The sequence below is a fragment of the Burkholderia sp. L-4 genome, assembly GCF_056856535.1.
In genome coordinates this window covers 2093534-2120167 of the sequence record NZ_JBXEOX010000002.1, presented here as the reverse complement: position 1 = coordinate 2120167, position 26634 = coordinate 2093534, and the positions used below count along the sequence as shown (strand labels likewise).

Here is a 26634-nt window from a genome sequence, read left to right as displayed (position 1 = left end):
GTCAGGAATTCTCATATAACGAAATCGCATTTCACAAGGCGGTGATGCTCCGCTATGATTAGGGTTATCCCTAACTCGCCACCTATACGGGGCTTCACCATGCAAACGTCCAACGTCTCCAACCGTTCCACCCAATCCACCGGCTGGCTCGCACGTGTGAGCGAGCTGCTTGCAGAAGCGTGGGCGCTCCACCTCGAGAACTGCGAAATCATCGCGCAAGCACACGCGCGCCTGCCGCGCTGAGCAGGCCGACCGGCCGCCAGCGGCCGCTGCGTCGGGCATCGGAACATGGCGGTGCCGGCGTGGAAACAGGCCGGGCTCGTCCCGGCCGGCCGTGCTCACCGCGCCGCGAGCGTTTGAAGGTCATCTCGAGGCCGCTTCAAGGCCGATAGCCGGCGCACGATTGCGCCGGACCGCCGCCACCGGAAGATTCATCCGTTTTGCGCGCTCGCCTGCGGACTCCGCCGGCGAGCCCTGCCTGTCGGCCCTTTGGCGGTTTTCTCCGCGCCCCGCCCGCAGCCGCACGCGCCGTCGTTTCAACGACGGCCAGCCTCCCTCCGCACCCCATCACACCTGGATCGAAGGCACGTCCTTCATGCAACGCAGCGCGAACATCGAGCGGCTGTGGCGGATGCTCGAAATCCGGTACAGCTTTTCGCGCAGGAAGCGCTCGTAGCCGGCCGTGCCGTCCACCGCGACCTTGATCCAGTAGTCGTACTCGCCGGACACCAGATACGCCTCGAGCACTTCCGGCAGCGCCGCCAGCTCCGAACCGAAACGCGCGAGCGCGTCGTCCTCGTGGCGATCGAGCGTGACTTCGAGGATCACGATGTCCGCGTAGCCGAGCATGCGCTGGTTGACCAGCGCGACGTACCCGTCGATGTAGCCGTCGAGTTCGAGTTGCCGCGTGCGGTTCCAGCAGGCGGTGGTCGACATGCCGATCTGTTCGGCGAGTTCGGCGTTCGACAGGCGCGCGTTTTTCTGCAATGCGCCCAGGATCTTGCGGTCCTGGTTGTCGAGCGTTCTCGGCGTGCGTTCGCGGGTAGCCATGATGAAAAGAATCTTCTACTTAAAATTAGCATTCTAGCTGAACAGGATTCTGGTTTCAGGCCCATTTAGCCGGAAAACAGGAAGCCTTTTAACCGGGCCGCTTGATACATTTTCACCATGCCTGCTGCCCGGCACGCTCCCCGCGACCACCCCTTCGCAGCGGGACGCACGGCCGCAATCACGAGTTGCGGTGCCGGGCCGCAGGCATGCGATTCCCCGCCGCCCGCACGCCTATCCGACCGCGTGCGGGGCCGGTGCCCGCGGCCCTGTTCCTGCACTCCCGTCATGTCGTTCAAGCTTTATCTGTCGTTCCTCGCTGCTTCCGTCGTCCTGATTTACGCCCCCGGTCCCGTCAACCTGCTCACGATGAACCAGGCGCTGCGCGCCGGCTGGCGCCGCGCGCTGCCGTGCGTGTGGGGCGGCACGCTCGCGGTGCTGCTGCAACTCGCGCTGACCGCGCTGTGCCTGAATTCGCTGGTGCATGTCAGCGCGCATGCCTTGACCGCGCTGCGCTGGGCCGGCGCCGCGTATCTCGTGTGGCTCGGCGCCAGGCAATGGCTCAGCCGGGCGCCGGCCAACGCATCCGCTCCGTCCACCGATGCCGCGGCCGGAGCCGCGATCGCCCGGCGGGACACCGACACCGACCGCGCGCTGTTCTGGCGCGGCGTCGCGACCTCCGGCCTGAATCCGAAAACGCTGCTGTTCTTTCCGTCGTTCTTTCCGCAGTTCATCAGCCCGAATGCCGACTGGAGCCTGAACCTTCAATTCCTCCTGCTCGCGACGACGTTCGCGTTGCTGTTCGCGGGCGGCGTCGCGTCGATGGCGCTGTTCTCGCACCGGCTGAGCCGCGCGCTGCAGCGGCCGGCGCGGATGCGCGCGATGAACCGCATGACGGGCGGGCTGCTCGTCGGAATGGGCGCGATGATGGTCGGGTGGAACTGAACGGCCCGGTCTGCCGGCTTCGTCGCGGCCGCCGTCGAGCCCCGCGAAAAAGCAGCCGCTCGCCGAATGCTTTAGGGTAGCGGCTGGTTCGTTGGACATGCCCGGGCCGCCGGGCGACTGAATGAAGCACGTCACTACCCGCCTGCGGCGCCTGTTCGCGCCGATCGGCCTGCACTGGTATCTCGCCCTCCTTCTCGCGCTCGATGCGTTGATGGTGCTGCGCCCCGTCGTCGAGCATGCGCGGCTCGGCCTGCATCACGCGTGGCTCGCCGATGCGCTGAACCTCGTCGACACCGCGGGGCTCGTCGTGCTGCCGCAAGTCGTCGTCGCGGCCGGCCTCGCGACGATGGCCATCGGCATCGTGCTGCGCGCCCGCGTCGCGTGGGTGCTGTCGATCGTGCTGCTGGTCGCGGCCGCCGCGATCAGCATGCTCGGCGGCTATCGCAGCCACGCGGTGTTCGTCTACACGGCCGTGCTGGTCGTCGCGCTGCTCTATTACTGGCGGCACTTCGACCGCGCGAGCATCGCCGCGAGCAGCCTGTTCGCGTTGCTGAGCATCGTGTCGCTGCTGATCTACGCGACCTTCGGCGTGCTGTACCTCGGCGACGAATTCACGCCGCCCGTCCACGATCTCGCCACCGCCGTCTATTTCTCGATCGTGTCGATGTCGACGGTCGGCTACGGCGACATCGTCCCGCACGCGCCGACCGCGCGGCTGTTCACCGCCTCGGTGATCGTGCTCGGCATCACCGTGTTCGCGACATCGATCAGCGCGGTCGTCGGCCCCGTGATCGGCGGCAATCTGAAACGGATCGTCAAGGGAGGCCTGTCGAACGTGATCCGCAAGCATCATTTCCTGATCGTCGGCGCGACGCCGGTTGCGCACGCGGTACACGACGGGCTGCGCAAGCGCGGCTACGCGGTGACCGTCGTCGTGCCGGCCGGCGTCGAGCACAACTACGCGGCCTCGACCGACCTGATCGTCGGCGACGCGGCCGATCATGCGGTGCTGGAAAGCGCCGGCGCGGCGACCGCGCGTGCCGTGCTCGCGCTGCGCTCCGACGACGCCGAAAACGCGTTCGTCATCCTCGCGATCCGCGAGATCGCGTCGACGGTGCGAACGGTCGCGCTCGTGAACCAGCAGCGCAACCTCGAACGGCTGCGCCTGCTGAAACCCGACATGGTGTTCTCGCCGCAGCAACTCGCGGGCGAACTGCTCGCCAGCACGCTCAACGACGAACCGGTCGACAAATCGTTGATCTCGCACCTGCTGTTCGGCACGACCGGCGCCACCTAGCATCGTGCGCCCGTGATCGCCTGATCCGGGCCGGTCGGCATTCGGCCGGTACAATCGCGCGATGTCCGAATTGCTCACTTACGGCGGCCTGTTCGCCGTGTCGATGGTCGCCGCGACCCTGTTCCCGCTCCAGTCCGAAGCCGTGCTCGCGGGCCTGCTGCTCGCCGGGCGCGAACCCGTGTGGGCGCTGGTGCTCGTCGCGAGCATCGGCAACGTCGCCGGCTCGGCGATCAACTGGGCGCTCGGGCGCGGCATCGAGCACTTCCGCGACCGCCGCTGGTTTCCGGTCAAGCCGTCGGCGCTCGCGCGCGCCGAGCGCTGGTACGGGCGCTACGGCCGCTGGTCGCTGCTGCTCAGCTGGGCGCCGGTCATCGGCGATCCGCTGACAATGATCGCCGGCGTGCTGCGCGAGCCGCTGCCGACCTTTCTCGTCATCGTGACGATCGCGAAAGTCGGCCGCTACCTGGCCGTCGCGTGGCTCGTGACGCACTGACCCGCTGACCGGCCGACGCGCGCCACCGACCTCCGGCAACGCCCGTTCGCGGCGCCGCCGGCTTCGTCCCGCTAAAGATTTCGCCGAATCTGCCGTTTTCCTTACGGACTGCGGTGACGCGTGCGTTCCGCCCCTCTCACTCTCCCCACTCAGGATGTTTCATGAGATCGACCCAATTGGGCCGGGTGAGCGTCGGCGCGCGTCTGGCCGCGCTGGCGTGCGTGCTCGTCGCCCTGCTGTTTACCGTGTTCGCGTGGACGCTCGCCCATTTCGCCGGCCAGCAGCTCGCTGAAGAAGCCCATCTGCGGATCGCCGACAAGGAGCAGTCGATCCGCGCGATGGTCGACCTGTTCGACAAGGCCCTGACCGCCGAAGCGAACCGCTCGATGACGCTGTTCGCGAGCTTCCTGCCGGCCGATTTCTCGCTCGACGCGGCCCGCACGGTCGACATCGGCGGCGTCGCCGCGCCGACCCTCCTCGCGGGCGGCCAGCCGCTCGACCTCGACTACGCGATTCCCGACCAGTTCCTGAAGAAAAGCGGCGCGATCGCGACGATCTTCGCGCGCGACGGCGACGATTTCGTGCGCATCACGACGTCGCTGAAGAAGCAGGACGGCGCGCGCGCCGTCGGCACCCGGCTCGACCGCGCCGGGCCCGCGTATGCGCCGCTGGTCGCCGGGCGCAGCTATACCGGCCTCGCGAGGCTGTTCGGCCGGCCGTACATCACGCAGTACAAGCCGGTGACCGACGCGAGCGGCCGCGTGATCGGCGCGCTGTTCGTCGGCCTCGACATCGGCAACGAACTCAAGCTCGTCGAAGACGGCATCCGCTCGCTGAAGATCGGCGACAACGGCTACTACTTCGTGCTCGATGCGTCGCAGGGCCCGTCGCGCGGCACCTTCGTCGTGCATCCCGATGCGGCCGGCCAACCCGCCGACGACACGCGTGCGCCGTATGCGCGGATGCTCGCGGCCGGCCAGGGGCGGCTCGCGTACACGTCGACCGACCCGGCCGCGCACGACAGCGGCCCGACCGCGAAATTCGTGTCGTTCACGACGATTCCGCAGTGGCAGTGGCTCGTCGGCGGCATCGCGCTCGACGACGAACTGCTCGCCGCCATGCGCGCCACCCGCAACCGCTTCCTGATGATCGGCGCGGTGCTCGTCGCGGCGTTCGCGACGCTGTTCGTGATCGTCGTGCGGCGTGTCGTGAGCCGGCCGCTGGAAGCCGCCGCCCGCGCCTCCGAGCGCTACGCGGCGGGCGATCTCAGCGTGCGCATCCGCGACGGCGCGCACGCGCGCGGCAGCGCCGGCAACGACGAGATCGGCCGGCTCGTGCAGGCGGTCGACGGCATCGGCGACGGCCTCGCGCGGATCGTCGCGCAGGTACGCAACAGCTCGGCCGACATCGCGCACGGCACGGTCGGCATCGCGGCCGGCAGCGGCGACATCGCCGCGCGGATCGCGACGCAGGCGAGCAGCGTCGAACAGACGGCCGCCAGCATGGAACAGATCACCGCCGCCGTGCAGCAGAGCGCCGAGCATGCGGCGCAAGCCAACATGCTGGTCGCGGACGCGTCGGCCGCCGCGACGAACGGCGACGCCGCGGTGCAGCGCGTGGCCGCGACGATGGACGACATCGGCCGCGCGACGCGCCGGATCGCCGAGATCACCGGTACGATCGAAGGCATCGCGTTCCAGACCAACATCCTCGCGCTGAACGCGGCCGTCGAGGCCGCCCGTGCGGGCGAGCACGGCAAGGGGTTCGCGGTGGTCGCGGCCGAGGTGCGCGCGCTTGCACAGCGCAGCGCGGCCGCTGTCAAGGAGATCGACGCGCTGAGCGCCGAATCGTCGACGACGGTCGAACAGGGTTACCGGATCGCGGACGCCGCGCGCGGCACGATGCGCGAGATCGTCGCGCGGGTCGACCAGGTCCGCACGCTGATCGGCGAGATCAGCGCCGCGTCGCGCGAGCAATCGACCGGCATCGAGCAGGTCAACCTCGCCGTCACGCAGATCGGCGACGCGACGCAGCAGAACGCGATGCTGATCTCGGACGCCGAGCGCGCGGCCGTCGCGCTGCGCGACCAGGCCGCGCAGCTGTCGGACGCGGTCAGCGTGTTCCGGCTCGAGCGCGACGCGTGACGGACGCCGGATGATCGGCCGGGGCCCGGCGCCGCGCCTACTTCTTGTCGCCCGCCAGGTCGATCGCCTTGTCCGAGCCGACCGCGTTGCGCAGCTGGAACTTCTGGATCTTGCCGGTCGACGTCTTCGGCAGCTCGCCGAAGCGCACGGCCTTCGGCACCTTGAAGCCCGCCAGCAGTTGCCGGCAATGCGCGACGATCTCCGCCTCGGTGGCGCTCGCGCCTTCGCGCAGCTCGACGAACGCGCACGGCACCTCGCCCCATTTCGGGTCGGGCATCGCGACGACCGCCGCGACGGCGACGGCCGGATGGCGGTACAGCGCGTCCTCGACCTCGATGCTCGAGATGTTCTCGCCGCCCGAGATGATGATGTCCTTCTTGCGATCCTTGATCCGGATATAGCCGTCCGGCATCAGCACCGCGAGATCGCCCGTATGGAACCAGCCGCCGTGGAACGCCTCGTCGGTCGCCTTCGGGTTCTTCAGGTAGCCCTTCATGCAGATGTTGCCGCGGAACATGATCTCGCCGAGCGTCTCGCCGTCGGCCGGCACCGGCGTCATCGTGTCGGGATCGAGCACCGTCGCGCCCGCCTCGAGGTGGTAGCGCACGCCCTGGCGCGCATTGAGCCGGGCGCGGTCCTCGTCGGGCAGTTCGTCCCAGTGCGCCTGCTTCGCGCAGACGGTCGCCGGGCCGTAGACCTCGGTCAGCCCGTACACGTGCAGCAGGTCGAAGCCGATCTCCTTCATCTTCGCGATCACGGCCGGCGCGGGCGCCGCACCCGCGACCATCGCGTGCACCGTGTGGTCGATTCCGGCGCGGAATTCCGCCGGCGCGTTCGCGATCGCGCTCTGCACGATCGGCGCGCCGCAGTAATGCGTGACGCGCTCGCGGCGGATCAGGTCGAACACGGTCTTCGCGTCGAACCTGCGCAGGCACACGTTCACGCCCGCGCGCGCGGCGACCGCCCACGGGAAGCACCAGCCGTTGCAGTGGAACATCGGCAGCGTCCACAGATACACCGCGTGCTTCGGCATGTCCCATTCGAGGAGGTTGCTGACCGCCGCGAGATACGCGCCGCGGTGATGGTAGACGACGCCCTTCGGGTCGCCGGTCGTGCCGGACGTGTAGTTCAGCGCGATCGCGTCCCACTCGTCGGCGGGCGGCGTCCACGCGTAGTCGGCATCGCCGCCGGCCACGAACACCTCGTAGTCGGTCGCGCCCGCGAACCGCTCGGGATCGGCCGGCATCGCGTCGGCCACGCTGACGATCTTCAGGCCCGGCACCTCGAGCGCCGCGCGATGCGCGAACTCCGCGTACTCGGTGTCGACGATCAGCACCTTCGCCTCGCCGTGACGAAGCATGAACAGCACCGACGGCACGTCGAGGCGCGTGTTGATCGTGTTGAGCACCGCGCCGGCCATCGGCACGCCGAAGTGCGCCTCGACCATCGCCGGGATGTTCGGCAGCATCGCCGCGACCGTGTCGCCGCGCTCGACGCCGGCCCGCGCAAGCGCGCTCGCCAGCTGCTTCGCACGCGTGTAGGTCTCGCCCCACGTGCGCCGCACGTCGCCGTGCACGATCGCCACGCGCTCGCCGTAGACTTCGGCCGTCCGGACCAGGAAGTCGATCGGGGTGAGCGGCACGTAATTGGCGTCGCGGCGGCCGAGTCCGGCCTCGAACATCTGCGTCATGATCCTGTCTCCCGTATTCTGCCGACCGGCGTGCATGCACCCCGGATCGTTTTGATGTGGTTCAATTGCCGACAGCCTAACGGGCGTTATTGTGAGCCGTCTGTCATCGAAACGACAGAGTGCCTTTCGAGCGCTGCGCGTTATCCCTATCCTCGCAAACCCGCACCCATGCACGATCACCCCGTAGCGCCGCTCGACGCGGCCGCCCGCCCGGCCGACCCGCTTCCCGAACCGGGCCCGCTGCCCGCCCTGGCGACGCTGTTCGGCCAGTGCGCGTGGTTCCGCACGCTCGCGCCCGAGCACCAGGCGCTCGTGCTCGCGCAGTCGCACGTCGAGCAATGCGAGGCCGGCGACGTGATCGCGCGCCGGCTCGCGCCGTCCGAATACTGGATCGGCGTGCACCAGGGGCTGCTGAAGCTCGCGATCTTCAACGTGTCGGGGCGCGGCTGCACGTTTTCCGGCGTGCCGTCGGGCGGCTGGTTCGGCGAAGGCAGCGTGATCAAGCGCGAGCTGCGCAAGTACGAGGTCGTCGCGATCCAGCGCTCGACCGTGCTGTTCGTGCCGGTCGATACCTTCCACGCGCTGCTCGATACCAGCCTGCCGTTCACGCGCTTCGTGATTCATCAGCTGAACAACCGGATGGGCGAATTCATCGCGTCGATCCAGAACAGCCGGCTGCTCGACGTCGACGCGCGCGTCGCGCAGGCGCTCGCGCAGCTGTTCAACCCCGACCTGTATCCGGACACCGGCCCGTCGCTGTCGATCTCGCAGGAGGAACTGGGGATGCTCGTCGGCGTATCGCGGCAACGGATCAACCAGGCGCTGCAGCAGCTCGAGAAGCTCGGCGCGTTGCGGCTCGCGTACAACCAGATCGAGGTCGTCGATCTGCGTGCGCTCGCGCGCTTCGGGATGGAGCAGCTGTGAACGCGGCACGATCGGCGAAACCGCCGCCATCGCGACGCATGCCTTCCGTCTGCGGAATCGGCCGACCACCCGCCCGCCCCAACCTGACAGTTCCGCCAGTTTCGCGACAGTAACCCGTTCCACGCCGACGCCTATCATTCGGGTTCCCTTCACCGACGCCTGATCACCGCCTGTCCCGCCGCCTCCATGTGGATCGTCAATCTCGCGCTCAGGCGCCCCTACACGTTCATCGTCATGGCCATCATGATCGTGCTGGCCACCCCGCTGGCGCTGACGCGCACACCGGTCGACGTGCTGCCCGCGATCAACATCCCCGTGATCAGCGTCATCTGGAATTACAGCGGCTTCTCCGCGACGGAGATGACCAACCGGATCACGTCCGTCCATGAACGGATCCTGACGACGACCGTCAACAACATCCAGCACGTCGAATCGACGTCGCTGCCCGGCATCGCCGTCGTGAAGGTGTTCCTGCAGCCGGGCGCCAACGTGCAGACGGCGATCGCGCAGACGGTGTCCTCCGCGCAGGCGATCGTGCGACAGATGCCGCAGGGGGCGACGCCGCCGCTCGTGATCACCTATTCGGCGTCGAGCATCCCGGTGATCCAGCTCGGGCTGTCGAGCAAGACGCTCAGCGAACAGTCGCTCGCCGACATCGCGCTCAACTTCCTGCGCCCGCAGCTGATCACGGTGCCCGGCGTGCAGATCCCGTTCCCGTACGGCGGCCGCACGCGCGTGGTCGCGATCGACCTCGATCCGCAGGCGCTGCAGGCGAAAGGCCTGACGCCGGCCGACATCGTCAACGCGGTGAACGCGCAGAATCTCGTGCTGCCGACCGGCACCGCGAAGATGGGCCCGACCGAATACCGGATCGACACGAACGCGTCGGCCGACACCGTCGCCGACATCAGCAACCTGCCGATCCAGACCGTCAACGGCGCGACGACCTACCTGCGCGAGGTCGCGGCGGTGCGCGACGGCTTCGCGCCGCAGACCAACGTCGTGCGGCAGAACGGCCAGCGCGGCGTGCTCATCTCGATCCTGAAAAGCGGCGACGCGTCCACGCTGAAGGTCGTGTCGGACCTGAAGGCGCTGCTGCCGAAGGTGATCCCGACGCTGCCCGAAGGGCTCACGATCACGCCGTTGTTCGACCAGTCGGTGTTCGTCAACGCGGCCGTCCAAGGCGTGATCCACGAGGCGCTGATCGCCGCCGTGCTGACCGCGATGATGATCCTGCTGTTCCTCGGCAACTGGCGCAGCACGCTGATCATCGCGATCTCGATCCCGCTGTCGATCTTCACGTCGCTGATCGCGCTGTCCGCGCTCGGCGAGACCATCAACATCATGACGCTCGGCGGGCTCGCGCTCGCGGTCGGCATCCTCGTCGACGACGCGACCGTCACGATCGAGAACATCGAGCGGCACCTGCATCTCGGCACCAACCTGCACGACGCGATCCTCGAAGGCGCGGGCGAGATCGCGGTGCCCGCGTTCGTGTCGACGCTGTGCATCTGCATCGTGTTCGTGCCGATGTTCTTCCTGACGGGCGTCGCGCGCTTCCTGTTCGTGCCGCTCGCCGAAGCCGTCGTGTTCGCGATGCTCGCGTCGTACGTGCTGTCGCGCACGCTGGTGCCGACGCTCGCGATGCTGCTGTTCCGCCCGCAGCAGGCGGGCACCGGCCCCGACCATTCGACGTCGCGCTTCGCGCGCATCCATCACGCGTTCAACCGCGCGTTCGAGCGGCTGCGTGCGTGGTACATCGTGCTGCTGAGCATCCTGCTGGTGCGCCGCCGCTTCTACGCGATGTGCTTCCTCGGCTTCTGCGTGCTGTCGACGGGCCTGGTTTTCGTGCTCGGGCGCGACTTCTTCCCGAACGCCGATTCCGGCAACATCCGCCTGCACATGCGCGCGCCGACCGGCTACCGGATCGAGGAAACCGCGCGCCTCGCCGACCAGGTCGAGCGTGTGATCCGCGAAACCGTGCCGGCCGACGAGCTCGGCGCAATCGTCGACAACCTCGGCCTGCCGGTGAGCGGCATCAACCTGTCGTACAGCAACGCCGGCACGATCGGTACGCTCGACGGCGAGCTGCTGATCGCGCTGAAACCGGGCCACCGCGCGACCCAGCACTACGTGCAGACGCTGCGCACGCTGCTGCCCCAGCGCTTCCCGGGCGTCGAGTTCTTCTTCCAGCCGTCGGACATCATCACGCAGATCCTCAACTTCGGTCAGCCGGCCGCGATCGACGTGCAGGTGCTCGGCAACGATCTCGCGAGTAACATGACCATCGCGAGCAGCCTGATGAAAAAGTTCAGGCAAATCCCCGGCGCCGTCGACGTGCACGTGCTGCAACGCAACGACGAACCGACCCTGCTGGCCGACATGGATCGTACGCGCATGCAGCAGCTCAACCTCTCCGCGCAGAACGTCGCGCAGAACATGCTGATCTCGTTGTCCGGCAGTTCGCAGACGACGCCGTCGTTCTGGATCAACCCGCGCACCGGCGTGCAGTACCCGCTGCAGATCCAGACCCCGCAATACAGCATCTCGTCGGTCGACGACCTGCTCGGCACGCCGATCTCGGCGAGCGGCCGCACGGGCACGCCGCTGCAGCTGCTCGGCAACCTCGTGCAGGTGCGCAGCACCGCGAACCCGGCCGTGATCACGCACTACAACATCCGCCCCGCGATCGACGTGTACGTGAGCGTCGAGGGTCGCGACCTCGGCGCGGTCGCGGGCGAGATCGACCGGATCGTGGCGGATGCGCGCGCGACGCTGCCGCGCGGCACCGACCTGACGATGCGCGGCCAGATCGAGACGATGCGCACGTCGTATCTCGGCCTCGGCGCGGGCGTCGCGATGGCGATCGTGCTCGTCTACCTGCTGATCGTCGTCAACTTCCAGTCGTGGCTCGACCCGCTGATCATCATCAGCGCGATGCCGGCCGCGCTCGCCGGCATCGCGTGGATGCTGTTCATCACCGGCACGCACCTGAGCGTGCCCGCGCTGACCGGCGCGATCATGACGGTCGGCGTCGCGACCGCGAACAGCATCCTGGTCGTGTCGTTCGCGCGCCAGCGCCTCGCGGCCGGCGCGCCGCCGCTCACGGCCGCGCTGGAGGCCGGCGCGACGCGGATCCGGCCGGTGCTGATGACGGCGCTCGCGATGATCATCGGGATGGTGCCGATGGCGCTCGGTCTCGGCGAAGGCGCCGAGCAGAACGCGCCGCTCGGCCGCGCGGTGATCGGCGGACTGCTGTTCGCGACCGTTTCGACGTTGCTGTTCGTGCCGCTCGTGTTCGGCGGCGTGCATGCGCGGCTGGCCCGCCGCCGTGCGCGTCAGGCCGGACACTGACTTTCGTCCCCCCTACCCGGTTGAATTGGTTGAATTCATGGAAGAGAAACATCACAGCGCCGTCGGCATCCAGGTGGACGAACACGGCATGCATCTGCCGACGCGCACGTCGGTGTCGCGGCGCGGGCGCATCGTCCTGATCGTGATCGGCGTGCTGCTGGCCGCCGGCGCCGCGCGGACGATCGTCGTCAACGTGCTGAACGGCCACCGGCTCGACGCTGTCGCCGAGCAGAACACGCGCCAGTACGTGACCGTCGTGCACCCGGTCGACGCGGCCACCGGCGGCAAGCTGACGCTGCCCGGCACGCTGCGCGGCTTCGTCGAGGCGCCGATCTATGCGCGGGCGAGCGGCTACGTGCTGCGCTGGCAGGCCGACATCGGCACGCACGTGAAGCAGGGGCAAACGCTCGCCGAACTCGACACGCCCGAGTTGAACCAGGAACTCGCGCAGGCCACCGCGCAACGCCAGCAGGCGCAGGCCGCGCTCGCGCTCGCGAAGACGTCGTTCGACCGCGCGCAGCAGCTGCGCCAGCGCGATGCCGTGTCGCAGCAGGAACTCGACGACCGGCAAGGCGCGTTCAACCAGGGCACCGCGAACCTCGCCGCGGCCGATGCGAACATGCGCCGGCTCACCGAGCTGAAGGGTTTCCAGCGGATCGCCGCGCCGATCGACGGGATCGTCACGCAGCGCAACGTCGACGTCGGCGATCTCGTCAGTTCCGGCAACGCGGGCCGTGCGCTGTTCACGGTCGTGCAGGCCGACCGGCTGCGCCTGTACGTCCAGGTGCCGCAGGCCTACGCGCAGCAGGTGAAGGTCGGCCAGCACGTGAGCGTCGCGCAGGCCGAGCTGCCGGGCCGGACCTTCGACGGCACGATCACGCGCACGTCCGAGGCGATCGACGTCGCGACGCGCTCGCTGCAGATCGAGATCACGCTGCCGAACCCCGACGGGCGGCTGCTGCCCGGCGCGTACGTGCAGGCCACGCTGCCGATGACGCCGATCGGCCGCCTGCAGGTGCCGGCCAATACGCTGCTGTTCCGCGGCGAAGGCCCGACGGTCGCGACCGTCGATGCGAACGGCCAGGTCCACCTGAAGCAGGTGACGGTCGTGCGCACGATCGGCCAGACGCTCGAAGTCGACGGCCCGCTCACGCCGAACGACCGCCTCGTCGCGAACCCGAGCGACGCGCTCGCGAACGGCGACAAGGTCGTCGTGCAGGCACCGGCCGCGCAGCCCGCCTCCTCCGTCGCGGGAGCGAAGTCGTGATCGCGTCGCGCGCACGCGTGCGGCCCGCGGCGCTCGCCGCCGTCGCGGCGGCAACCGTCCTCGCCGGCTGCACGGTCGGCCCCGACTACCAGCGCCCGGCCGTCGACACGCCGGCCGCATGGCGGCTCGACCCGGCCGACGCGTACTGGCACCCGGCCGCGCCGGCCCGCGCGCCGCTCGACCCCGCGTGGTGGACCGCGTTCGGCGATCCGCAACTCGATGCACTCGAAACCGACGCGCTGCGCAACAACCAGAACCTGAAGGCCGTGGCCGCGCGCTACGACCAGGCGAAAGCGACGCTCGCGTCGGTCGCGTCGGCCCAGTATCCGGCCGTCGGCCTGACCGCGAGCGGCCAGCGCTTCAAGATCTCCGCCGACCGGCCGCAGACCAACTACGCGACGCAAAGCATGTCGACCGTGCAGAACGACGTCCAGGTCGGCGCGGCCGTCAGCTACGAACTCGACCTGTTCGGCCGCGTGCGGCGCAGCGTCGAATCGGCACAGGCAACCACCGAGCAGGCGCGCGACGATTTCGCGAACGCGCGCCTCGTGCTGAGCGCCGATCTCGCGTCGAGCTATTTCGCGCTGCGCGAGCTCGACACCGAGATCGACGTCGTCAAGCGGTCGATCGACCTGCAGCAGAAGGCGCTCGACTACGTGAGCGCGCGCCACGACCTCGGCGCGGTGTCGGGTCTCGATCTGCTGCAGCAGCGCGCGCAGCTCGACGCGACGCGCACGCAGGCGCAGTTGCTGATCCAGCAGCGCGCGCAGGTCGAAACCGCGATCGCGACGCTGGTCGGCACGCCGGCCCCCGCCTTCTCGCTGCCCCCGCGCGTGGTGCCGATCAACGCGCCCGCGCTGCCGACCGGCATGCCGAGCGACCTGCTGCAGCGGCGGCCCGACGTCGCGTCGGCCGAGCGCGCGATGGCCGCCGCGAACGCGCAGATCGGCGTCGCGCGCGCCGCGTATTTCCCGCGCATCACGCTGTCGCCGGACATCGGCTGGGACGCGACGCGGTTCGCGGGCCTGTTCACCGTGCCGGCGCTGCTGTGGTCGGTCGGCGGGTCGCTCAGCCAGCCGCTGTTCGAAGGCGGCAGGCTGAAGGCCGGCGTCGATTTCGCGCAGGCCGGCTACGTCGCCGCGCAGGCCAGCTACCGGCAAACCGTGCTCACCGCGTTCCAGGAGGTGCAAAATGCGGTCACGGGCCTGTCGGTGCTCGCCGACGCCGCGCAGCAGGCATCGGCGGCCGTCGACGACGCGCGCAAGCTCGTGTCGCTCGCGCAGGACCGCTACGCGGGCGGCCTGACGCCGTTCATCGACGTGCTGACGGCCCAGCAGCAACTCCTGACGAGCGAGCGCCAGGCCGTGCAGATCCAGGGCCAGCGCGCGGCGCTCGTCGTGTTTCTCGCGAAGGCGCTCGGCGGCGGCTGGGACGGCGCCGCGCCGTCCGACGTCGCGGCCGCGGCCCCGCCGCGCGCCGAGAGCGTCGGCCCTTAACCCGATTAGGCGGACAACCCCATGAAAGTCCTGATCGTCGAAGACGAACCGAAAGTCGTCGAATACCTGAAGAGCGGCCTGACCGAGGAAGGCTGGGTCGTCGATACCGCGCTCGACGGCGAGGACGGCGCATGGAAAGCCGTCGAATTCGACTACGACGTGGTCGTGCTCGACGTGATGCTGCCGAAGCTCGACGGCTTCGGCGTGCTGCGCGCGCTGCGCACGCAGAAGCAGACGCCCGTCATCATGCTGACCGCGCGCGACCGCGTCGACGATCGCGTGCGCGGGCTGCGCGGCGGCGCCGACGACTACCTGACCAAGCCCTTCTCGTTTCTCGAGCTGATCGAACGGCTGCGCGCGCTGACGCGCCGCGCGCGCGTGCAGGAGTCGACGCTGATCTCGATCGGCGACCTGCGCGTCGACCTGATCGGCCGCCGCGCGACGCGCGACGGCACGCGGCTCGACCTGACCGCGCAGGAATTCCAGCTGCTCGGCGTGCTGGCCCGGCGCAGCGGCGAGGTGCTGTCGAAGACGACGATCGCCGAACTGGTGTGGGACGTGAACTTCGACAGCAACGCGAACGTCGTCGAGACGGCGATCAAGCGGCTGCGCGCGAAGCTCGACGGCCCGTTCGCGGACAAGCTGCTGCACACGATCCGCGGGATGGGCTACGTGCTCGAGGCGCGCGAGGACGGCGACACGGAGCGGCGGGCATGAAGCGCTCGATCATCCTGCGGCTCTCGGCGATGTTCGGCATCGTGTCGCTGCTCGTGTTCACGCTGGTCGGCTGCGGGCTGTTCGTGATGATGGAGCGCCAGCTGTTCGCCGAGTTGCGCGCGACGCTCGACACGCGCGCCAAGGTCGCCGCGATGATCGTGTCGCACGCGACCACGGCCGCGCGCGGCCGCCTGATGCAGGAAAAACTCGCCGATCTCGAACCGCCCGACGGTTCGACGCATTATCAGGTGGTCAGCGACAACGCCGCGTTCCGCTTCGGCAGCCCCGTCGACGGCGTGCCGCTCGACCCGCCGTTCGGCGCGTTCCAGCGCTACCAGCTCAACGACAGCAGCTACGCGGTGATGACCAAGACCGTCACGCTGCCCGGCGCCGACGAGCGGCCGACGCTGCAGCTGGTCGTCGCGACCTCGTGCGAACGCACGCAGCGGATGCTGCGCCGCTTCGGCTGGACGCTGGCCGCGCTGATCGCGACAGCGACCGTCATCACGCTGCTGCTGAGCCGCGCGGTCGCGCGCTTCGGGCTCGCGCCGCTCGACCGGCTGTCGCAGGACGCGGCGAGCGTGAGCGCGACGAACCGCCGCCAGCGGCTGCAGACCGACGCGCTGCCCACCGAGCTGCGCGATCTCGCGACATCGTTCAACGGCGCGCTCGAACGGATCCAGCAAACCTACGCGCGACTCGAGGCGTTCAACGCGGACGTCGCGCACGAGCTGCGCACGCCGATCAGCATCCTGATCGGCCAGACCCAGGTCGCGCTGACGAGCCGTGACCGCTCGGTCGACCGGATGCGCCAGACGCTGCAGTCGAACCTCGAGGAATTCGAGCGGCTGCGCGTGATCATCAACGACATGCTGTTCCTGTCGCGCAGCGACCGCGGCGAACGCGCGGCCGACCTGAAGGACGTGTCGCTCGCCGACGAGGTGCGGCGCATGCTCGATTTCCTCGAGATCCCGCTCGACGAGGCGCAATTGCACGCCGAACTGCACGGCGATGCGCGCGCGGCCGTCGATCCGTCGCTGTTCCGCCGCGCGATGACGAACCTGCTGATCAACGCGATCCAGCATTCCGTGCCCGGCGCGACGTTACAAGTGACGATCACGCGGCGCGACACGCTCGTCGAGATGGCCGTGTCGAACCCCGGCGAGCCGATCGATCCGGTGCAGCGCTCGCACGTGTTCGAGCGCTTCTACCGGCTCGAGGAAGCACGCGCGAACAGCAAGGAGAACCACGGGCTCGGACTGTCGATCGTCAAGGCCGTGGCCGAGATGCACGGCGGCGGCGTGTTCGTCGCGTGCGCGGGCGGCGTCAATACGTTCGGCTTCTCGGTGTCGACGGAACCCTGCGCGGGCGGACCGCTGCGCGCGGGCGACGCAACCGGTGCAACCGGCGTGGTCGACTCCGCCGATTCGCGGCCGGCGCACGCGCCGCGGGCGCTGCACTGAAGTCGGCCGAGCCTGTCGACGTCCGGCCGCCGCGATCGGCGCTGGCCGGCCACGAACGCGGCACGGGACGCATTACGCGCGCGGCTTGCCGCCCTGCTCGCGCCACGCCCGCGGCGACATCGCGAACCGCTCGCGAAACACGCGGCTGAAATGCGACATGTCGTTGAAGCCCCAGCGCAATGCGACGTCGGACACGCGCAGCGCCGCGCATTGCGGATTCGCGAGATCCTGCGCGCACCGTTCCAGCCGCAGGTTCCACACGTAACGCATCAGCGACGTCTCCTCGGCCTCGAACAGCTTGTTGATGTACCGCGACGAAATCCCGATCGACTGCTCGATCAGCATCGGGTTCAGCTCCGGGTCGTGCAGGTGCTCGAGCACATGCCGCTTCACGCGCGTCAGCGTCAACGCCTTCATCCTCGATTGCGCGAGGTCGTTGCGCTGGATGCCCCCCAGCGTCATCGCGATCAGCGAGATCGCGGTATCCGACAACTGCCGCATCTCGTCCTCGGTCACGCTGCGGATCTGCGACGACATCTGCTCGAGAAACGCACGCATGACGCTGCCGACGCCGTCCCCGGTTTGCGTCGGGCACGCCGTGCGGTGCTCCATCCCGACGACGAGCTGGTTCAGGGTCGCGCGGGGAATGCTGACGACGATCTCGCGCCACGACTGGCCGAACTGCAGGTGGTGAGGCCGTGTCGCGTCGTAGATCGCGAAATCCCCGGGGTGCAGCGTGACGATCTTGCCGTCCTGCTCGACCGACTGGCTGCCCTCGAGCATCAAGACCCCGAAATACTTGTCCTCGTACTCGCTGCGCGCCTGGCGATAACGCCGGATCACGGCCTGCTCGCTCGCGTGGATTTCCGAGATTCGCATCTTTTCGCACTTGCGCTGCCGCACCCGGCCGAAGAAATCGGCTTTCTGCACGGCGGCGATCTGCACGTCCGCGAACAGGCGCAGAATCGTCTCGCGCCAGAATTCGATACGCTGGCTGACCGAGCCGTCGATCGGCACCTCGATGGCCGCGTTCGTCCGTTCGTCCAGCGGGCTGCCGGACGCCGGACCGGGCGCGTCGCCGCTTGCGGCGCGCGGGAGAGGACGCATCGTCATGATCGTGCCCTACAGGGGTTGGCAAACACGCAGCCGATAGCGTGCCCGTTCAAAAGCGCCTTGTCCAATCGATGACCGCGCACGCCGCGTTGCCGGTCGAACCGGCACGCGGCGCGGCGGCCGCGCGCTACCGCGCCGGGCATGTCACGCGTACGTCGTCCGACGCCAGTCGGACGACTGTTCATACGCATACGCCACGCGGTAGAGCGTCGCTTCGTCGAAACGGCGCCCGACCAGTTGCAGCCCGATCGGCAGGTCGTCGGCGACCCCGCACGGCAGCGACATCGCCGGATGCCCGGACACGTCGAACGGCGCGGTATTCGCGAGCATCTCGAACGCCCGCGTCAGCGACTCGGACATCGCGCAACCGGGCGCCGGCAGCTTCGACGCGCGCATCGGCACGGTCGGCATCAGCAATACGTCATACGACTGCAGCGCCGCGTCGTAAGCCGATCGCAAGCGCCGCGCGAGGTTCTGGCTCTTCGCGTAGTAGCGCCCGCGATACCGGCTCGTGAAATATTCGCCGAGCAGCATCGTCACCTTCACGGTATCCGGCAACTCGTCGGCGCGCTCGCGCCAGCCCGCGTGGTGATCGATCATGCCGGTCACGTACAGGCCGCCCCAGTTGAAACCGTGGCTGTTGCCCTTCATCATCTGCTGCGTCGCCCCCTCGGCCGCGATCGGCAGCCAGATCGCGGTGCCGGCCGCATGCAGCGGCACCGACACTTCGTCGACGCGCGCGCCGAGCTTGTGCAACCGGTACGCGGCGGCCCGCACGGCCTCGTCGACCACGTTCTCCGAATTCGCGAGCCCGAACGCCTCGCGCAGGATGCCGATCCGCAGTCCCGCGATGCCGTCGCGGATCGCGCCGAGATAATCGGCGCGCGGCGGCAGCGCCCGCTGGCGCGGATCGAGCCCGTCGTCGCCCGCGATCACGTCGAGCAGCAGCGCGTTGTCGAGCACGTTGCCCGTCATCGGTCCCAGATGATCGACGGTCGCCTCGATCGGCATCGCGCCGGTATACGGCACGAGCCCGTGCGTCGGCTTCATCCCGTAGATGCCGCAATAGGCGGACGGGATCCGGACCGAGCCGCCCTGGTCGCCGCCGAGCGCCATGTCGACCTCGCCGCTCGCAACGAGCGCGCCGCTGCCCGACGACGAGCCGCCGGACGAGTGCCCTGCCTTGCGCGGATTGTGCACCGGCCCCGACGCGCTCGTGTGCGAGCCGCCGGAAAAGCAGTAGTACTCGCAGGTCGACTTGCCGGCGATCGTGCCGCCGGCGTCGAGCACCCGCGTGACGACGGTCGCATCGACGTCGGGCACGTAGCCCTCGAACGTGGTCGAGCCATTGCGCATCGGCACGCCGGCGACGCAGATGTTGTCTTTCACGACCACCGTCTTGCCGCGCAGCTTGCCATCGGCGGCGCCGTGGATCGTGCTCTTGCGCGCCCACGCGCCGTAACGGTTCTCGTCGCCTTCCGGGCGGTAGCCGGGCGTGCGCGGATACGCGACGACGGGCAGATAGTCGGGCAGCGCGTCGATCGCATCGTAGGCGTCGAAGTTCGCCTGCAGCGCATCGTCGTAGTCGGCGAGTTGGCGGGAATCGAGATGAAAGCCGAAGCCGGCTGCAATATCGGACAGTTGTTCGCGGGTCGGGCGTTTGATGGCCATCGACGTTCTCCAGTTCGGTAAGCGGCACCGCCGGCCCCGGCGGTGCCGGCGGGATTCAGCGGGCGATGGCGACGGCGTCGCGCATCATCCCGGTGCGCGGATGGCAGTTCACGTATTCGTAGACCTGATGCTTCGCGTCGAAGACGGAAACCTCGTGATACAGCCGCAGTTTCGACAACCCGGTGACGACGCGGAAGAAGGTGACGAAGATCCGCAGGTGCGTCGGATGGGATTCGGCCCATCGTTCGAGGCGGTCGAGCGAGCGCCAGTGGCCGATGTTGTAGCTCTCGTCGAGCACGTTGCCGTCGAGATCGATCGAGCGCACGTAGCGGTTGCTGTAGCAGCCGACGTCCGTGCCGTTGTCGCGCAGGAAGTCCATTCCGCTGCGCAGCGTCGGCTCGATCTCCTCGAGATACAGCCGGCGCTCGTCGTGTTCGGCCGCGCGCCAGTCCTGGCCGGAGCGAATCAGCGCGATGTTGTCGTGCGCCAGCACGACCACGCGGCCGCCGCGGGCCGGATCGCCCTCGACGATGCGCAACTCGCCGTCCGCGCGCATCCAGTCCGTCTGCGAGATCGGGAACCGGTCGCGCATCGATCCCCAGTAACCGTGCTCCTCGATCTCGCCGCTGACGCCGTCCATGATCGCGCCGACGCCGGGGAAATCGTTCGTGAATGCGTAGAGCGTCTCGAACTGCTCGGCGCGCGGCGCGACGATTTCCCGGAAGTAGCCGATGCCGTCCGCGAGGCGCGCGTCGGAGGTCCACCATTCGACGAGTGCCGGCGACGCGATCCAGCGCGCATACGCGGCCGGATCGCGCCAGTAGCCGACGGCGATCAGGTTCTCGTAACCCTGGTCGTCGGTGTGTTGCGTCAGATCGAAGTTGTTCGGGCCGTCCTGCACGCCGAAATCGGCGACGATCCGGCGCAACGCGGCCAGCGCCGCCGCGCGCTTGTCGGCGCCGCTGTATTGCACGCCGAAATAGCCCATCACGACCTGGCTCAGGTCTTCGGCGGCCCGGGCGACGTACATCGGGAACGGCGGCTGGTAGTCATCGGCGACGCGGCGCGACAGCGTCCGCGGGCAGACCAGGTGTTTGTCGATGGCGGATTCCATGCATGACCTCTCTGGAAAGGGAATCGGGTGTCGAGGTATCGACGTTGGGGACACGGAGCGACATGCACCGGGCGTATCCCGGCGCATGCGGCCGGTCAGAAGATGTGCGCGTAGCGCAGGCCCGCGAGCACACTGTTCTTCGGGCCGTTGCGCACGCTCAGGTCGGTGCCGAGCTGGATTTGCACCTGATCGGACTTCGTCACGAATTTCGCCGCGGTGAGCCGCAGGCGCGTCGTGCGAAGCGCGTCGTTGTTGTCCGCACCGTCGACGCTCGTTTCACCGCCCCACAGCTGGGTGATGCCGACCGCGAGCGACGTGCCCGGATCGGGCATGTAACGCACCATCGCCTGTGCGCTGTAGCTCATCCGCTGATGCAGCGTCGCGCCGCTCGCGCCGTACGACGTGTTGTTGCCGTACCAGATCGCGTCGCCGACGAGATCGAGCGCCCACTGCGGCGAAAAGTGCTTGATGTAGGCCGCCTGGAAATCGAGCGACCAGCGGTTGGCGCCGAGATTGAGACCGCGGTTCTGGTCGTAGCTCCCGGTCGGCGCGTAGACGTAGACCGTCGCGGCGACGACGTCCTTCGCGTCGTTCAGGCGGAATTTCAACGGCGCGGTCAGGATCACGTCGCCGACACCGTTCGTACTGCCAAGCGCGCCGGCGTTGCCGAAGCTGCTGATGTGACCGAACGGCAGCAACACCTGCGGATCGATCGTGAGCCTGTCGGTGAGCTGGAACACGTGCAGCAGGCGGGCGATGCCGACATTAGACTGCAGGTCGAAATCCGACGTCCGGTGGCCGTTCGCGTAGTACGCGTTCGTCGCGGAATAGTTGTAGTACAGCACGCCGATCGTCGCGCCGGCCGGATACTGCTCGTAGTCGCCGGGATCGACCTCGACCGCGCCCGCGTAATGCGATGCGACGGCGATCAGCGACAAACCGATCCAGCGCGCGATTCGCTTCAGTTTCATTCTGTTGACGTTGTCCATCATGCTCCTCACCTGGTTGCGCAGACACCGCCACGCTCGACGCACGACGAACGGGAACCGTCGCCGGATGGTGGAATCGCGGGGGTGCTGGCTGACTGTTGTTCCGCCGGTCCATCGGGGATGCCGGCGATTCGCGACATCGAACGGCCGTCGCTTGAGGATGAGAATAGGAAGGCAAAATCCGCAGTTCTGTTTTCCGGCGGAACAAGAAATTGGCTGTGGCGGACCTGCGCTTCCGATGTCATGCAGCGGTCGCAAAACGTGCGCCGGCTGCCACGGTTTTCGTGTCGGGTGCCCCGCCCATTGCCGTCCATCGCCGTGCATCCGTGCGCGCCGGCCCCACGCCGCGCCACGGGGCCGTCTCAGCATAGTTTCCGATCCGTGCCGGCAAAGAACCGTGCTTTTTCTCTTCTTACCCTGCTCGTCGAGCGTGACCGACACCACGCGGCCACCCCCGCCAGGGCCGTCCCGACGCCGTGGCGGCGGTCAACCCGAACCACCACAAGGAGCCCCCACGATGAGTACGACCCCTTCCGCGGAAACGGTCTCGACGCCCGGCGAACGTGCCTGGGCGCTGTTTCGCGTGATGAAAGAGAAGAACCTGATCCCCGACGGCTATATAGAAGGCCTGACCGAGCTGATGTCCACGACCTGGGATCCGGCCAACGGCGCGCGCATCGTCGCGCGTGCGTGGGTCGACCCGGCGTTTCGCGAACTGCTGCTGAAGGACGGCACGGCCGCATGCGCGCAATTCGGCTACACCGGCCCGCAGGGCGAATACATCGTCGCGCTCGAAGACACGCCCACGCTGAAGAACGTGATCGTCTGCAGCCTGTGCTCATGCACGAACTGGCCGGTCCTCGGGCTGCCGCCCGAGTGGTACAAGGGCTTCGAATATCGTGCGCGACTCGTCCGCGAGGGCCGCACTGTGCTGCGCGAACTCGGCACCGACCTGCCTGACGACGTCGTCGTGAAGGTCTGGGATACGACCGCCGAGACCCGCTATCTCGTGCTGCCCGTGCGGCCGGCCGGCAGCGAGCAGATGAGCGAGGAACAACTGCGCACGCTCGTCACGAAGGACGTGCTGATCGGCGTGGCGCTGCCGCGCGCGCACTGACTCGCCCCCCGTTTCGCTTTCGTCCTTCATCTCGGAGATCACATATGGACGGCTTTCACGACCTCGGCGGCTTCCAGGGTTTCGGCCCGGTGCCGCATACGATCAACAGTCTCGGCTACAAGCCGGTCTTCAAGGAAGACTGGGAACATCTCGCGTACAGCCTGATGTTCGTCGGCGTGGACCAACTGAAAAAATTCAGCGTCGACGAGGTACGTCACGCGGTCGAACGCATCGATGTACGCCAGCATGTCGGCACGCGCTACTACGAGCGCTACGTGATCGCGACGGCGACATTGCTCGTCGAAACCGGCGTGCTCACGCAGGATGAACTCGACCGCGCGCTCGGTTCGCATTTCCGGCTCGCGAACCCGCCGACATCCGGCGGCCGCGCGGCTCCGCCCGACTCGACGCGGTTCGAGGTCGGCGAGCGTGTCGTCGTTCGCGACGAATACGTCAGCGGACACATCCGCGCGCCGGGCTACGTTCGCGGCAAGGAAGGCGTCGTGCTGCACCGGACGACCGAATCGTGGCCTTTCCCGGACGCGATCGGCCACGGCGACACCGGCGCCGCGCATCAGCCGACCTACCATGTCGAGTTCCGCGTGAAGGATCTGTGGGGCGACGCCGCCGACGACGGCTACGTCGTGGTCGACCTGTTCGAAGGCTACCTGGATCGCGCGTCCGGGCCGAGCGCATGACGACGCCGGGGACGCCAGGCGCACCGGCCGCCCCCGGCCCGAGGATTCCGGTCACCGTGCTGTCCGGCTTCCTCGGCGCCGGGAAGACGACGTTGCTGAACCACATCCTGCGCAATCGCGCAGGACTGAAGGTCGCCGTGATCGTCAACGACATGAGCGAAGTGAACGTCGACGCCGACGACGTGCGGCGCAACGTCGAGCTGCATCGAGGCGAGGACGAACTGGTCGAGATGAGCAACGGCTGCATCTGCTGCACGCTGCGCGCCGACCTGCTCGAGCAGATCAGCACGCTCGCGCGGCAGCGCCGCTTCGATTATCTGCTGATCGAATCGACCGGCATCTCGGAGCCGATGCCGGTCGCGGAGACGTTTGCGTTTCTCGATCGGGACGGTTTCAGCCTGAGCGAGCTGGCACGGCTGGACACGCTCGTCACGGTGGTCGACGGCGAGACGTTCGAGGACATGATCGCGTCGGCCGAACCGGTCGCGCACGACGCGGCGCTCGCGAACGACGGCCATTCCGGCCCGCCGCGCAAGCTGTCGGACCTGCTGCTCGAGCAAGTCGAATACGCGAACGTGATCCTCGTGAGCCGTCTCGACCGGATCGGCCATGCGGGTTTCGACCGGCTGCGCGCGATGCTTGCGTCGCTGAATCCGGCTGCGCGAATCCTGCCGATGCAGCACGGCAAGGTCGATCCGTCGGACGTGCTGGATACCCGGCGCTTCGATCTGCCGGCGCTGGTCGAATCGCCGGGATGGATGCAGCGCATGCAGATCGACGAACGCCCGTCGGAATCGGATGCGTACGGGATCGCGTCGTGGACCTATCGCGAACGTGCGCCGTTTCATCCGGCGCGCCTGCTCGCCTGGCTGCGTCGTCCGTGGGACAACGGCCGGCTGCTGCGCTGCAAGGGTTATGTCTGGGCTGCGCATCGGTATACCGACATCGCCATGCTGGTGCAGACGGGCGGCGCGTTCCAGTGGGGTTACGTCGGGCGATGGTGGCGATTCATCCCGCAGTCGGACTGGCCGCACGACGACTATCGCCGCGACGGCGTGCTGAAGAAATGGGAGGAGCCGGCAGGGGATTGTCGGCAGGAAATCGTGTTCATCGGGCAGTCGGTCGATCACGACCGGTTGCGTCGCGAACTCGATGCGTGTCTGCTGACGGTCGAGGAAATCGACGCGGGCCCGGAATCGTGGCTGCGGCTTCCGGAAGCCGACGTGTTCGACGCGCTCGCGGCGGCCGCCCGTCCGTGACGTGAGACGCGATGCCTTCGGTTGCAACGCCTGCGTCCAACGACTTTCGAGCACCGGTGAGCGCTGTGCCGGGTTCGGCGTTACCCGAATCCCGGCAGCGCCGCCGAGGGCAGTTTTCTTCAATACCGGCACGCGCGGCTTCTTTAGTCTCGATGCGACTTTGACATTCGCATGGAGGCAATCAATGAGCATGCTGGTTTCGATGGCCGCATTCGCGCTGGCGTCCTCGATCACGCCCGGTCCCGTCAACATCGTCGCGCTCAGCGCGGGCGCGCGCCACGGTCTCGGCGCAAGCCTGCGGTATGCGGCCGGCGCGACGCTCGGCTTCGTCGCGCTGTTCCTGCTGATCGGCCTCGGGCTGCACGCCGCGCTCGCGCGCTGGCCGATGCTGACGACGGCCACGCAGTGGTCGGGAATCGCGTTCCTGCTCTACCTGGCGCTGCGGCTCGCGCTCGACGACGGCCGGCTGTCGGCCGACCCGGACGTGGCCGGCCCGTCGGCGGCGGCCGGCGCCGCGATGCAGTGGCTCAATCCGAAGGCATGGCTCGCGTGCGTGGCCGCGATGGGCGCGTACGCGGCCGATGGCGACCGTGCACAGGTCTGGCAATTCGCCGCGCTGTATCTGGTGATCTGCTTCGCGTCGATCGCCTGCTGGGCGTACGCGGGCGCGTCGCTGCGGCACCGGCTCGCGAACGCGCGGCGCATGCGCGTGTTCAACCGGTTGATGGCGCTGCTGCTCGCGGGCAGCGCGCTGTTCCTGCTCGACGTGTAGCCGCGCCGCCGGTCAGCGCATCGCGCTGCGGTACTGTCCGGGCGTCGCGGCCGCGATGCGCCGGAACGCGCGCTGGAAATGGGCCTGGTCGGCAAAACCGGCGTCGAGCGCGACTTCGGCGATCGGCCGGCCGCGGCGCAGCTCGGTACGGCCGTACTGGACACGGCGATCGATCAGGAACGCGTGCGGCGTCATCCCGTAGCGCGCGTTGAACGCGCGGATCAGGTACGACGGCGACAGGTCGGCGGCCGCGCAGATCGCATCGAGCGTCACGCCCTCGCGGCAATGTGCCGCGATGTAGTCGGCCGCGCGCGCGAGCTTGGCGTTGTCGTCGCCCGGCCGCGGGTCGGGCGGCTCGCGATCGAGCGCGCCGTGCAGTTGCGTGAAGAATTCGACCGCCGCGCTTTCCTTGCCGAGCGGATCGCCGAAAGGCGACAGGAGCGTGCGATAGAAACCGCCAAATTGCGCGAACAGATCACTCCGTTCCGTCAATTTCGGCGAAAACCCGCGAAAGTCGCCATTCGGATCACGGCCCAGCGCATGCTGCAGCCGTGTGAGCCACGGCACGTCGACATAGACCATCCGGTACGCCCACGCGTCGGGGCCGTACGGGTTGCACGCATGCACCTGTTCCGGATCGATGATGACGAGCACGCCGCGCCCGACGTGCGCGCGCGTCGCGCCGTTCACGTAGGTGCTCGTGCCGCCGACGATCGCGCCCACCGAAAACGTGTCGTGCGTATGTTTCGCGTAACAGATCTCGCGGCCGTCGTCGACGGTGCGCGCTTCGATGAACGGCAGCGCCGCATCGCGCCAGAACGGCGACGGATCGATGGATTGGTTGGCGGTACGGCTCACGCGGCGGGCTCCCGGTTCGGACGGCGAACGCTCACCGTACAAGACTGTGCGGCGCCGCGCAACCTGCGCCCGCCTGCAGGATTCGCGGCGGCAAACAAAAACGAACGGGCTGCCGTCAAACGTGCATTGTGCCCACGGAAATTCCCGTGGGCACAACCCTGCCTCAGCCGACGCCTCGACACTGACGAAGACACGGCTCCCACATG

At 68.3% G+C, this 26634-nt stretch carries 22 protein-coding genes; 15 read left to right on the top strand and 7 right to left on the bottom strand.

Annotated elements, in window-relative coordinates; translation table 11 throughout:
* Positions 1–99: 99 nt before the first annotated feature.
* On the top strand, positions 100–243 hold the full coding sequence (locus AC1VVG_RS26310) for a hypothetical protein (protein WP_167361898.1): 144 nt from the start codon (positions 100–102) through the stop codon (positions 241–243).
* 324 nt (positions 244–567) lie between these two features.
* On the opposite strand, the gene AC1VVG_RS26305 is transcribed toward AC1VVG_RS26310, so the two are convergent.
* On the bottom strand, positions 568–1050 hold the full coding sequence (locus AC1VVG_RS26305; RefSeq protein ID WP_034191471.1) for an Lrp/AsnC family transcriptional regulator: 483 nt from the start codon (positions 1048–1050) through the stop codon (positions 568–570).
* Between the two features lie 285 nt (positions 1051–1335).
* Here AC1VVG_RS26305 and AC1VVG_RS26300 point away from each other — a divergent pair, with 285 nt between their 5' ends.
* The 4 genes from AC1VVG_RS26300 (at position 1336) to AC1VVG_RS26285 (ending at position 5926) form a co-directional block, all read left to right on the top strand.
* Complete coding sequence (locus tag AC1VVG_RS26300) at positions 1336–1992, top strand: LysE family translocator (protein ID WP_482836688.1); 657 nt, start codon at positions 1336–1338, stop codon at positions 1990–1992.
* A gap of 121 nt (positions 1993–2113) precedes the next feature.
* Positions 2114–3289 (top strand): voltage-gated potassium channel protein, encoded by a 1176-nt coding sequence (gene kch / locus AC1VVG_RS26295; protein WP_175027972.1) that lies wholly within the window; start codon positions 2114–2116, stop codon positions 3287–3289.
* A 61-nt stretch (positions 3290–3350) separates the two neighbouring features.
* Entirely contained in the window at positions 3351–3782 is a 432-nt protein-coding gene (locus AC1VVG_RS26290; protein ID WP_049031149.1) for a YqaA family protein, read from the top strand.
* Positions 3783–3943: 161 nt separating this feature from the next.
* Positions 3944–5926, top strand: a complete 1983-nt coding sequence (locus AC1VVG_RS26285; RefSeq protein WP_059556488.1) for a methyl-accepting chemotaxis protein — start codon at positions 3944–3946, stop codon at positions 5924–5926.
* A 37-nt stretch (positions 5927–5963) separates the two neighbouring features.
* Here the strand turns inward: AC1VVG_RS26285 and AC1VVG_RS26280 are convergent, their stop codons facing one another.
* Positions 5964–7616, bottom strand: a complete 1653-nt coding sequence (locus AC1VVG_RS26280; RefSeq protein WP_482836686.1) for an acyl-CoA synthetase — start codon at positions 7614–7616, stop codon at positions 5964–5966.
* A gap of 168 nt (positions 7617–7784) precedes the next feature.
* Between AC1VVG_RS26280 and AC1VVG_RS26275 the strand changes: the two genes are divergently transcribed.
* From AC1VVG_RS26275 to AC1VVG_RS26250, 6 genes are all read left to right on the top strand, one after another.
* Positions 7785–8540, top strand: coding sequence for a Crp/Fnr family transcriptional regulator (locus AC1VVG_RS26275; RefSeq protein WP_482836684.1), 756 nt, complete (start codon positions 7785–7787; stop codon positions 8538–8540).
* 186 nt (positions 8541–8726) lie between these two features.
* Positions 8727–11894 carry an efflux RND transporter permease subunit gene (locus AC1VVG_RS26270; protein ID WP_482836682.1) on the top strand — a complete coding sequence of 1056 codons (3168 nt, stop codon included), beginning with the start codon at positions 8727–8729 and terminating at the stop codon, positions 11892–11894.
* Positions 11895–11931: 37 nt separating this feature from the next.
* Positions 11932–13161 (top strand): efflux RND transporter periplasmic adaptor subunit, encoded by a 1230-nt coding sequence (locus AC1VVG_RS26265; RefSeq protein ID WP_059556485.1) that lies wholly within the window; start codon positions 11932–11934, stop codon positions 13159–13161.
* Positions 13158–14657: an efflux transporter outer membrane subunit gene (locus AC1VVG_RS26260; protein WP_034191480.1), complete on the top strand. Its 1500-nt coding sequence runs from the start codon at positions 13158–13160 to the stop codon at positions 14655–14657. The genes AC1VVG_RS26265 and AC1VVG_RS26260 overlap by 4 nt, the downstream gene beginning before the upstream one ends.
* Positions 14658–14678: 21 nt before the next feature.
* A complete protein-coding gene (locus AC1VVG_RS26255; RefSeq protein ID WP_034191481.1) occupies positions 14679–15374 on the top strand; it encodes a heavy metal response regulator transcription factor in 696 nt (231 codons plus the stop codon).
* On the top strand, positions 15371–16837 hold the full coding sequence (locus tag AC1VVG_RS26250) for a heavy metal sensor histidine kinase (protein WP_482836680.1): 1467 nt from the start codon (positions 15371–15373) through the stop codon (positions 16835–16837). The genes AC1VVG_RS26255 and AC1VVG_RS26250 overlap by 4 nt, the downstream gene beginning before the upstream one ends.
* Before the next feature lie 72 nt (positions 16838–16909).
* Here the strand turns inward: AC1VVG_RS26250 and AC1VVG_RS26245 are convergent, their stop codons facing one another.
* The 4 genes from AC1VVG_RS26245 to AC1VVG_RS26230 all read right to left on the bottom strand — a co-directional run bounded on the left by AC1VVG_RS26245 (position 16910) and on the right by AC1VVG_RS26230 (position 21727).
* Positions 16910–17950 (bottom strand): AraC-like ligand-binding domain-containing protein, encoded by a 1041-nt coding sequence (locus tag AC1VVG_RS26245; RefSeq protein WP_482836678.1) that lies wholly within the window; start codon positions 17948–17950, stop codon positions 16910–16912.
* A 144-nt stretch (positions 17951–18094) separates the two neighbouring features.
* Positions 18095–19621 carry an amidase gene (locus tag AC1VVG_RS26240; protein WP_034191484.1) on the bottom strand — a complete coding sequence of 509 codons (1527 nt, stop codon included), beginning with the start codon at positions 19619–19621 and terminating at the stop codon, positions 18095–18097.
* A gap of 55 nt (positions 19622–19676) precedes the next feature.
* Positions 19677–20735, bottom strand: a complete 1059-nt coding sequence (gene oxdA / locus AC1VVG_RS26235) for an aliphatic aldoxime dehydratase (RefSeq protein ID WP_069705332.1) — start codon at positions 20733–20735, stop codon at positions 19677–19679.
* Positions 20736–20830: 95 nt separating this feature from the next.
* On the bottom strand, positions 20831–21727 hold the full coding sequence (locus AC1VVG_RS26230) for a transporter (RefSeq protein ID WP_034191486.1): 897 nt from the start codon (positions 21725–21727) through the stop codon (positions 20831–20833).
* 514 nt (positions 21728–22241) lie between these two features.
* Between AC1VVG_RS26230 and nthA the strand changes: the two genes are divergently transcribed.
* The 4 genes from nthA (at position 22242) to AC1VVG_RS26210 (ending at position 25570) form a co-directional block, all read left to right on the top strand.
* Entirely contained in the window at positions 22242–22841 is a 600-nt protein-coding gene (gene nthA, locus AC1VVG_RS26225) for a nitrile hydratase subunit alpha (RefSeq protein WP_034191487.1), read from the top strand.
* A 44-nt stretch (positions 22842–22885) separates the two neighbouring features.
* The gene (gene nthB / locus AC1VVG_RS26220) at positions 22886–23539 is read left to right on the top strand and encodes a nitrile hydratase subunit beta (RefSeq protein ID WP_034191488.1); all 654 of its coding nucleotides are present in this window, start codon (positions 22886–22888) and stop codon (positions 23537–23539) included.
* Positions 23536–24798 carry a GTP-binding protein gene (locus tag AC1VVG_RS26215; RefSeq protein ID WP_482836675.1) on the top strand — a complete coding sequence of 421 codons (1263 nt, stop codon included), beginning with the start codon at positions 23536–23538 and terminating at the stop codon, positions 24796–24798. Before nthB ends, AC1VVG_RS26215 begins: the two co-directional genes overlap by 4 nt.
* 184 nt (positions 24799–24982) lie before the next feature.
* A complete protein-coding gene (locus AC1VVG_RS26210) occupies positions 24983–25570 on the top strand; it encodes a LysE family translocator (RefSeq protein WP_049031615.1) in 588 nt (195 codons plus the stop codon).
* A gap of 12 nt (positions 25571–25582) precedes the next feature.
* Here AC1VVG_RS26210 and AC1VVG_RS26205 read toward each other — a convergent pair whose 3' ends face one another.
* The gene (locus AC1VVG_RS26205; protein WP_482836673.1) at positions 25583–26428 is read right to left on the bottom strand and encodes a helix-turn-helix domain-containing protein; all 846 of its coding nucleotides are present in this window, start codon (positions 26426–26428) and stop codon (positions 25583–25585) included.
* Between the last annotated feature and the right edge of the window lie 206 nt (positions 26429–26634).

What these genes read in the sequence shown, in the direction of transcription:
- AC1VVG_RS26305 (WP_034191471.1), bottom strand. Translation starts at nt 1,050, where the DNA reads ATGGCTACCCGCGAACGCACGCCGAGAACGCTCGACAACCAGGACCGC.
- AC1VVG_RS26300 (WP_482836688.1), top strand. Translation starts at nt 1,336, where the DNA reads ATGTCGTTCAAGCTTTATCTGTCGTTCCTCGCTGCTTCCGTCGTCCTG.
- AC1VVG_RS26245 (WP_482836678.1), bottom strand. Translation starts at nt 17,950, where the DNA reads ATGACGATGCGTCCTCTCCCGCGCGCCGCAAGCGGCGACGCGCCCGGT.
- AC1VVG_RS26275 (WP_482836684.1), top strand. Translation starts at nt 7,785, where the DNA reads ATGCACGATCACCCCGTAGCGCCGCTCGACGCGGCCGCCCGCCCGGCC.
- AC1VVG_RS26255 (WP_034191481.1), top strand. Translation starts at nt 14,679, where the DNA reads ATGAAAGTCCTGATCGTCGAAGACGAACCGAAAGTCGTCGAATACCTG.
- AC1VVG_RS26280 (WP_482836686.1), bottom strand. Translation starts at nt 7,616, where the DNA reads ATGACGCAGATGTTCGAGGCCGGACTCGGCCGCCGCGACGCCAATTAC.
- AC1VVG_RS26270 (WP_482836682.1), top strand. Translation starts at nt 8,727, where the DNA reads ATGTGGATCGTCAATCTCGCGCTCAGGCGCCCCTACACGTTCATCGTC.
- AC1VVG_RS26240 (WP_034191484.1), bottom strand. Translation starts at nt 19,621, where the DNA reads ATGGCCATCAAACGCCCGACCCGCGAACAACTGTCCGATATTGCAGCC.
- nthA (WP_034191487.1), top strand. Translation starts at nt 22,242, where the DNA reads ATGAGTACGACCCCTTCCGCGGAAACGGTCTCGACGCCCGGCGAACGT.
- AC1VVG_RS26310 (WP_167361898.1), top strand. Translation starts at nt 100, where the DNA reads ATGCAAACGTCCAACGTCTCCAACCGTTCCACCCAATCCACCGGCTGG.
- oxdA (WP_069705332.1), bottom strand. Translation starts at nt 20,735, where the DNA reads ATGGAATCCGCCATCGACAAACACCTGGTCTGCCCGCGGACGCTGTCG.
- nthB (WP_034191488.1), top strand. Translation starts at nt 22,886, where the DNA reads ATGGACGGCTTTCACGACCTCGGCGGCTTCCAGGGTTTCGGCCCGGTG.
- AC1VVG_RS26210 (WP_049031615.1), top strand. Translation starts at nt 24,983, where the DNA reads ATGAGCATGCTGGTTTCGATGGCCGCATTCGCGCTGGCGTCCTCGATC.
- AC1VVG_RS26250 (WP_482836680.1), top strand. Translation starts at nt 15,371, where the DNA reads ATGAAGCGCTCGATCATCCTGCGGCTCTCGGCGATGTTCGGCATCGTG.
- AC1VVG_RS26285 (WP_059556488.1), top strand. Translation starts at nt 3,944, where the DNA reads ATGAGATCGACCCAATTGGGCCGGGTGAGCGTCGGCGCGCGTCTGGCC.
- kch (WP_175027972.1), top strand. Translation starts at nt 2,114, where the DNA reads ATGAAGCACGTCACTACCCGCCTGCGGCGCCTGTTCGCGCCGATCGGC.
- AC1VVG_RS26215 (WP_482836675.1), top strand. Translation starts at nt 23,536, where the DNA reads ATGACGACGCCGGGGACGCCAGGCGCACCGGCCGCCCCCGGCCCGAGG.
- AC1VVG_RS26265 (WP_059556485.1), top strand. Translation starts at nt 11,932, where the DNA reads ATGGAAGAGAAACATCACAGCGCCGTCGGCATCCAGGTGGACGAACAC.
- AC1VVG_RS26230 (WP_034191486.1), bottom strand. Translation starts at nt 21,727, where the DNA reads ATGATGGACAACGTCAACAGAATGAAACTGAAGCGAATCGCGCGCTGG.
- AC1VVG_RS26290 (WP_049031149.1), top strand. Translation starts at nt 3,351, where the DNA reads ATGTCCGAATTGCTCACTTACGGCGGCCTGTTCGCCGTGTCGATGGTC.